The organism is Carnobacterium sp. GW821-FHT04C06, assembly GCF_059420345.1.
On record NZ_JBWKTN010000004.1, the window covers coordinates 109944 to 117392 of the forward strand.

The following is a 7449-nucleotide window of genomic DNA, read 5'->3' on the forward strand; positions in this document are numbered from 1 at the left end:
TTACTTTACTTTAGCCAGATCAGAGTCTGTCCAGTTTAAAATTTCTTTAGATTCTGAAATAAACATATTATATACCTTAGATACCTCACTAGTATCAGAATCTTCTTTACGTACATAGTTCAATAATTCATGATTGTATCGACTAAATGCAAAAAAGAATGATTCTAACTGCTGATCTAACATATAGTTATGTGTATAATATAAGCTTTTTGCACATGTAAAATAAGTGTTTGCTTGATTTAGATAACATAACCCTAACCCATCCGTTGTTCTTCCTTCTTTTATCAATAAGTGATAACTCCATTGAATCGTAATTACTCCATCAAAAAGTAATCCTTTTAATAGTTTTCCTTTTTCTTTCACTAGTATAATCACTTCCTATGTTAGAATAAAAGTTATCCTTAATCTTTCTTCTTTTACACTCTAGTTAATTAGACAAATTAGTTGAATTTAAATCCGTTGTAATAATTTTATTTACTTCTCTTATTCGTTGATACTCAGAAAATTGATACGTTGCTGCTCCTACACATGCTGTAAACAAACAAATCAAAAGAAAACGCTTAATTGATACTAATTTCATATATCCTTCTCCTTTTTAGATGCTTGACTATATGCTATTAAAATAATTTAAATCTGCTGATAATTGATCATTTTTTATTAATTCAGCTACGTATTCTCCATTCTGATTATATAATGGTAGCTGATAATTTCCATGTTGTACTTTTAAATAGGCTCCACCTTGACTAATCGTCCATAAAACCATTCGTTGATCTTCATACTTTGCTTTTAGAGACAATGCATGTAATAGCTCTTGAGAAGGAATCAACAAATGTTTCACTCCTTTTTTTTCTTTCCCAACATTAGGTTCTACTATATAAGGCCATACAAATAATGGAATATTTCCTTTATTATTTGCCTCATTTTCTGCAAATTGTTTAAATTCTTCTCCTGATAATTTCTGAGACAAACATTCCATAAAAAGTAGTCCCAAATCGTAATCTACCGCCCAACGTAAAACAGCCCCTTTATCTTCGAGTACTTTTTTCTCTAATTCTATAAGTTGATTTATTTTTAGTACAACTTCATCTGGTACCTCCATTTTTATTCCACTTCCTTTTATAGATATTCATTTTTACTATCAATTTCATTCAACTTCATTTGCGTTAATTTTTTTCTATTTGAATAACAGTTCTTTTTACTTACTACAATTCTTCCATGATACATTTCCAAAAAATGTTCATTTGTTGTCTCAACACATAGAATGTAACTATTGACCAACTCTTTTTCAATTTTTCCAATAAAAATACAATCCAGTGTCTCAAAAAACACCTGCGTCCCTAATTTCACTGTCATACATTCCGTCCTTCACTTTTATTTCAGTTTTGATACTATTCATTCACTGAATGTAATAGAACTGACTGATTGAGAAAAGTAGATTTTCCCTCGATTTCCATTGTCTTTTACTTCAAAACAATACGCAGCTGAAAGAAACTCTACTAAACTATTCCAATTAGGAGTTAACATAATCAACGTAAACTCTTCTGCTCGTTGTTTTTGATAACTAATTTTTGAGTCTTCTTTGTATGTGTAACCTACTAAAATCGTATTTTCGTGAATCTTTATTTTTTCTCCATTTGCTAAATGTATACTTAATTCCATTTTTCTCCAACCTTCCTTAATTTAAAATAACTAAAAGTCCCACTCATAATCAAAAATGTACTAATAGATACAATCATTGCCACTTTTTGTATAATTGTCCCTTTGTAGTAAACTTGAATTGTTCCTTTTAATTGAGTATCTACTTGAATCAAACCAATTTTATTTTTTTCAATAGGAAGTTTTTCTCCATTAAGAGTTGCTTCATATCCTTTATACCAAATTAATGGCAATTCCATCTTTTTCAGTTGCTGTTCTCCAAAATCAGTTGAAAATTGAATTCCTTTAGATAATCGAGTATAAGCTACTTGTTGATTCGTATTCAATTCAACTAATTTGTCACCTCTATGTTCAATAAATTCTTTTGAACTAGTTGCTGGCAAGTATTCAGATCCTGCTCCTAGACTAAATTGACTAACGTAATTTTTACCTTGATACGTATCCACAACTCCTGCATATTTCTGTTGGTACTCTTTATTAACTTGACCAATTTGTAAACACAAAATAATGAATATACCCACCACACTAAAGTAAAATTTCTTTTTTAATGGTTTCATTTCTAATTGACTGAAGTATATTCCCCCAGACACTACTAATAAACTCGTGCTAATCGCATTTAAACGCCATGAAAATTGGATAACGTCTAGGATTGAAAACCATTTGATAGGAAATACACTTGTAGTCATCAGTAAGAATACTAATCCAATACTTAACAAACTTCTCGCAAATTGGTTAAGTATTGTTTTCTTTCCTTTATAAAAACAACGGCTGAAAATAAGAATAACTGGAACAGCGCCTATCCCTACGATAAAATTCGGCGTAGTCGTATAAGGCTTCACTAAGCTGACAATAAATTGAGTAACTGAATAACCTTTTGAACTTGATAAATTGGCAAATGGATGCACTTGATAGTACCAATTACTCGCCCCCATTTGCTCTAACATTGGAAATAATGAAAATGCTCCTAACAAAATGGTCAGGCCAACTGACATACCCAAATAATACAAAATCATAGGATTTCTCAAGAAAACTTTCCATCGAATTGCGCAAAAAACAGCTACGATTATTGACATCATTACCACTGATAACACATGACTGTAAACAAGTCCTGTGAAACCAAAAGCTAAAAAAAACAATCCATTTTTTTGTTCTTTATAAAGCAATTGATAAAGTCCAATTACAACAAGTGGATAGAATAAAAATGCTAAATTCTCTCCAACGGCTCCCCGAACATAGTGATCAATCAAACGATAGCTAGAAAAAATATAACACCATGAAATAAGCCATGAAATTATTTTTTGTTTTGTTAGTAGATACATACAACTGTACATACTAACAACCATCAGTAGCTGAATGACGACAAGATATACTTTATACCCTAAGGTTATACTTCCACCCAATTTTAGATAGAATGCTAGCGGAAGTAAGAATAAGTCTGGATAAAACCAATTAGCTGCGTAACCATAACCATTTAAAAAGTGAGCATTAATATAAAAAGGGTAATTTTTTTGATTCAAAGAGTCTGACAGGCCCAATATTCGATTTAGGTGAAAACCTAAATCATCTCCACCCAAAACTGTATTGGCTGGCCAAAATAAAAACATTACACTGACTATGAAGAAGAAACTCAATAAAACCATCCCATATTCCCATTTTTTTATATCAAATTTCATTCCTCTCCCTCTTCTCTAAAATTTTTTATAGCCTGTTTTTTTTGTAATCTAGAAAAGATTTCATAACCAAGGCAACTTAAGATAGTCAAAATCGTTATCATTTGTCCTAATCGCAAACCAGGCGAAGTGTAGTTCCCTTCAATCTTTATTTTTTTAGAAGTTTTTGGAAGTTTCAAGCTCGTTAAATTATCAAATACTTGAGTCGCTTCTACTTTTTTTCCGTTTATTTTATAATTCCAGCCTTTGTCGTATGGAATAGTTAATAATAGAGCTTTATTTTTCTTTTCATTTATTGGGACAGTTCCTTCAAACGATTTCGTCCCTAATTGATCTAATTTTAATCCTTGACCTTCGTTCTTTTTCATTAATTTAGACCATTCCGTTGTATTTATTTTCATAAATTGAATCCCATATTCAGGGAATTGCTGCTGCTGATCCCAATTAATAGTTAGTGTCTTAGCTCCTTTTTCAACAAAATGCCAGCCATTTTGAACACTAAGACCTCTTCTCATTGATAATGAGTAAGACATTCCCTCAACACTATAAGGTGAACCAAAATAGACATATAAATCTTCATCTTCTGATATTTCTGGAAGTGTATAAACTAATTTTGCACTGCTTGAAGTCTGTACATAATTTCTATTCTGCTTAGTAACACCTAATTCAGACACATTTTGTACAGATTCTTTAGTTAATATCGTTTCAGATTTTCCATTAAATAATTGAATGATTTTTTCCTGAGCATCTGCATTAAAATGATCTTCCAACTTTCTTTCATCGACCACTATTCCAGTTGACACTTTATAAGGTTGTTCAAAAATAGACAAATCATCTTTTTGATACTGTTTGACTTCACTTGCAGTTTTATCTAGTCGATAATTTGCAATTATATTCGTCGTAACATTAAATAAATCATTTGAAATCTGCGTCCCACTTCCAGTACGAACCGATACACGTGACGCTTCATATCCTAAATTCCTCATCATTTCACCATACGCACTACTTTTAAGGGATGAAAAACCTCCAATAGAAGGAAATCCATAGAAAAGGTTATCGTTTAAAAAAGAATGATAATTTGATTTTGCACGATTTATTGTTGTCGGATCTGTTTTTTGCAATTGATTTAACGCATCCTCTAATATTACATCCTGATTAGCTGAATACGATCGCGCTTCGTAGGTGTTAAATTTATTCACTTGTTCCATTTTTTTAGTTGATAAAATACTGTTAGTACTCACCTCAGTCACACAAATAAAAATCAACAATATTCCAGTAATCTGGTTATACTGTCCGTCTAAGTAAAAAACTAACACTGTTGAAATTATAATTAATAATAGCTGATTCCACCACCACAAACCAATTCCAATAGATGGAATAACTAAACTAATAATCAACCATAAAATACTCATTCCACTAAACCCAAACCAAACAAGAGGTTTAGTGGATTTAGTTAATTGATCCATTGATTGCGCTGCTAGATCAATAAGTATAAAGCTGAACAAAAAGGCAAATCTAAAAGGATAACCTGTCGGCTGATTAAATCCTTGCCATGCAATTCCAAGAGGCTCCCACAATAAACTTAAAGATAAAAAGGCAAGGATACTACCATAAATTATTTTCTTTTGAAAACTAATTTTTTTCAAAAGAAAAAATGGAATAACTAAAAGGACTACCAGTAATCCACTATATATATGTGGAGCAATCGCTCCGCTTGTATCAATATAAGACTCCGGATAATAAACTCCATTAAATAGCTTTCCTAATGCCTCAACAGGATTGAACCAGACATTACTAAACGTTACTCCGCTTTTAGAAGCTAATTGTAGTTGGAGTAAGGTTGGTAAAATAACCACTGCAGCTAGGCCTAAAGACAACGCCGTCATTCCAAAAAAACAACCAATAGCTCTCATTCTTTCTTTTCTTTGACCCGTTTCCCACAACATTCCTAAAAATAAAAGGAAAATCAAGCCCCCTACCATATAAGCCATGTAAAAATTCGCAATCAGCAGTAGACTCAAACTAATAACAAATAATTTACTCATTTTTTTAGTCTTCATCATCTGCTTCAATCCAAGTGCACTAAGAGGCAAATAAATAAATGCATCTAACCAAATAATATTAAAAAAATAGCCTACTAGCATTCCACAAAAAGCAAAACTCGTACTAAAAATCAATACAAATTGTTTTTGTTTCTTCATTGTAAAATCGAGATAGGCATACATTGCACCACCTGAACAAGCTATTTTCAATAATAAAATGATACAAATCGCTTCATATAAATATTTTTTTGGAAAGAAAAACAAGAGTAGATTAAAAATGCTTCCTGTATAATAAGCAAAGTTTCCTATCATATTACTCCCAGAAAATAAATCCCAACTATATTGCATTGAAACCTTTCCATGTAACCAATCTTGATAATAAGATAAAAAAGCACGGTATTGTTGACTTAAATCAGAAGTATACAATACTACATTTTCAATTGGATAAAATCTCATTGCTAGGTACCATACTACAGATAGTGTTGCTGGCACAATGAAAGCAAGAGCAAATCTAATTTTGGATTTATTTAGTGGTTGATCTATCACAGTTTCAGCTCCCCTTTCGACGTTGTTGTATTTCATTTACAATTGCCAATACAATAACTAAGACAAATAATACACATAAGAAAACATTTAACCCTTTCCATCCACTGGTTGATTTAAATGAAAATATTGGATTTTCCTTATTTATTTTAGCTCCCATCACTAACTTGTCTTTTGAAAGTAATTTTTTCACACTTGTTAGTTCACCTCGAACCAACCATCGTTTACTTGTTAATCCCGTCGTATCACAAGTAATCAACGTTAGTTCTGATTGCCCTCGTTCATCTGCTTCATTTAAATCTGTATCTTTAATTGTTTTTTTCTCATTGACTGTATAAACATATTCATTTGATAAATCAGATAAAATAATTTCTGTACCTATTTTTATTTTTCCAAGTGATCCAAATAATAAACTCTCATTACGCATATGGTGTCCAAATAAAATGTAATTGCCTTTTCCCATCTGTTGGTCTTGCTTATAAGTTGTTGCACCATAAGCAAGATTTTGATTCGTTGTCCCTTTTAAAATAGGGAGCGTAAGTCCAATATTGTTTATCTGAATCACACCAACCATCCGATTTTTCACCTCATTTGCGTTCTGTGTAGCTTTAATAATATCTGGTAAGCTAAGAGGTTTTATTTCTAATTCGTTATCTAGTTTTTTTTCTTCATTTTTGTTAATTTGTTCTTTTGAAACTTCTTTAATTAATGTGTCTGATTGGTTCAATTTAGCTGTCAGTATTTGTTTTTGAGCAATACTAATTCCAAAAATAATTACAATCAGTAAACCTAAGTATCCTAAACGAGTTATCCACTTGTTCATAAAATCTCCATTCTAAAATAAGAACCAACGAAGAGGACCACTCTCTTCGTTGGTAAATCATTTATTATTTATTAGTTAAATTAAGATATTTTTTTACTTTTTGTAGAACGTTTTCCATAAACAACAAGCGCTGTACTAATTGCCAATAGTCCATAAATTCCTACTGAAATCTCCCTATCCCCTGTTTGTGGGAACTTACCACCTGATCCACCATTTCCTCCTGGGTTTGTTGGGTTTGTTGGGTTTGTTGGGTTTGTTGGGTTTGTTGGGTTTGTTGGGTTTGTTGGGTTTGTTGGGTTTTTTGGATCTACTGGTGGAATTAGTCCCGTATCTGTTCCTTCAGTCGATCCACCGTCTGGTGTTTCTCCTCCAACAGTTGCTACGTTTTTAATTTCTTGTCCCAATGCTTCTGGTAACACTTCTGTTTCAAACGTTAACGTTGCTTTTTCTCCGCCTGCTAAATCACCAATAGGTATTTTCAATGTGTGTGTTAAAGAATCATACACATCTGATCCAAGTACTATTGGTAAACCATCTGCTTTTGTTAATACAATATTCGTTGGTTTTCCCAATCCCTCTGGGATTGTATCTGTTATATACCCATTCGTTAATAACGATCCTGCTTTATCATTCGTTGCTACGATCGTGTACTTCACCATGTCTCCTACAGCTACTTCTTCTTTTCCATTCGCATTCTCAACACTCTTATCTACAA

9 protein-coding genes are annotated in these 7449 nt (G+C 32.0%); all 9 read right to left on the minus strand.

Translation table 11 applies throughout. The features are described from left to right. Window positions 1-363, minus strand: coding sequence for a hypothetical protein (locus AC07SW_RS07905; protein WP_494632595.1), 363 nt, complete (start codon window positions 361-363; stop codon window positions 1-3). Between the two features lie 64 nt (window positions 364-427). Then, entirely contained in the window at window positions 428-580 is a 153-nt protein-coding gene (locus tag AC07SW_RS07910; protein ID WP_494632596.1) for a hypothetical protein, read from the minus strand. 27 nt (window positions 581-607) lie between these two features. Beyond that, a complete protein-coding gene (locus AC07SW_RS07915) occupies window positions 608-1099 on the minus strand; it encodes a hypothetical protein (RefSeq protein ID WP_494632598.1) in 492 nt (163 codons plus the stop codon). 17 nt (window positions 1100-1116) lie between these two features. After that, window positions 1117-1353: a hypothetical protein gene (locus AC07SW_RS07920; RefSeq protein ID WP_494632599.1), complete on the minus strand. Its 237-nt coding sequence runs from the start codon at window positions 1351-1353 to the stop codon at window positions 1117-1119. A 39-nt stretch (window positions 1354-1392) separates the two neighbouring features. Then, window positions 1393-1659: a hypothetical protein gene (locus tag AC07SW_RS07925; RefSeq protein WP_494632600.1), complete on the minus strand. Its 267-nt coding sequence runs from the start codon at window positions 1657-1659 to the stop codon at window positions 1393-1395. Continuing rightward, window positions 1650-3329, minus strand: a complete 1680-nt coding sequence (locus AC07SW_RS07930; RefSeq protein WP_494632601.1) for a putative glycosyltransferase family protein — start codon at window positions 3327-3329, stop codon at window positions 1650-1652. The genes AC07SW_RS07925 and AC07SW_RS07930 overlap by 10 nt, the downstream gene beginning before the upstream one ends. Continuing rightward, entirely contained in the window at window positions 3326-5914 is a 2589-nt protein-coding gene (locus AC07SW_RS07935; protein ID WP_494632602.1) for a YfhO family protein, read from the minus strand. Before AC07SW_RS07935 ends, AC07SW_RS07930 begins: the two co-directional genes overlap by 4 nt. 4 nt (window positions 5915-5918) lie before the next feature. Beyond that, window positions 5919-6734 (minus strand): class A sortase, encoded by an 816-nt coding sequence (locus AC07SW_RS07940; protein ID WP_494632604.1) that lies wholly within the window; start codon window positions 6732-6734, stop codon window positions 5919-5921. An 80-nt stretch (window positions 6735-6814) separates the two neighbouring features. After that, the coding region (locus AC07SW_RS07945; RefSeq protein WP_494632605.1) for an isopeptide-forming domain-containing fimbrial protein at window positions 6815-7449 on the minus strand (635 nt) is incomplete at its 5' end.

Excerpts from the sequence above, each read along its gene's own strand:
- AC07SW_RS07940 (WP_494632604.1), bottom strand. The coding sequence starts at position 6,734 with ATGAACAAGTGGATAACTCGTTTAGGATACTTAGGTTTACTGATTGTA.
- AC07SW_RS07915 (WP_494632598.1), bottom strand. The coding sequence starts at position 1,099 with ATGGAGGTACCAGATGAAGTTGTACTAAAAATAAATCAACTTATAGAA.
- AC07SW_RS07930 (WP_494632601.1), bottom strand. The coding sequence starts at position 3,329 with ATGAAATTTGATATAAAAAAATGGGAATATGGGATGGTTTTATTGAGT.
- AC07SW_RS07925 (WP_494632600.1), bottom strand. The coding sequence starts at position 1,659 with ATGGAATTAAGTATACATTTAGCAAATGGAGAAAAAATAAAGATTCAC.
- AC07SW_RS07910 (WP_494632596.1), bottom strand. The coding sequence starts at position 580 with ATGAAATTAGTATCAATTAAGCGTTTTCTTTTGATTTGTTTGTTTACA.
- AC07SW_RS07920 (WP_494632599.1), bottom strand. The coding sequence starts at position 1,353 with ATGACAGTGAAATTAGGGACGCAGGTGTTTTTTGAGACACTGGATTGT.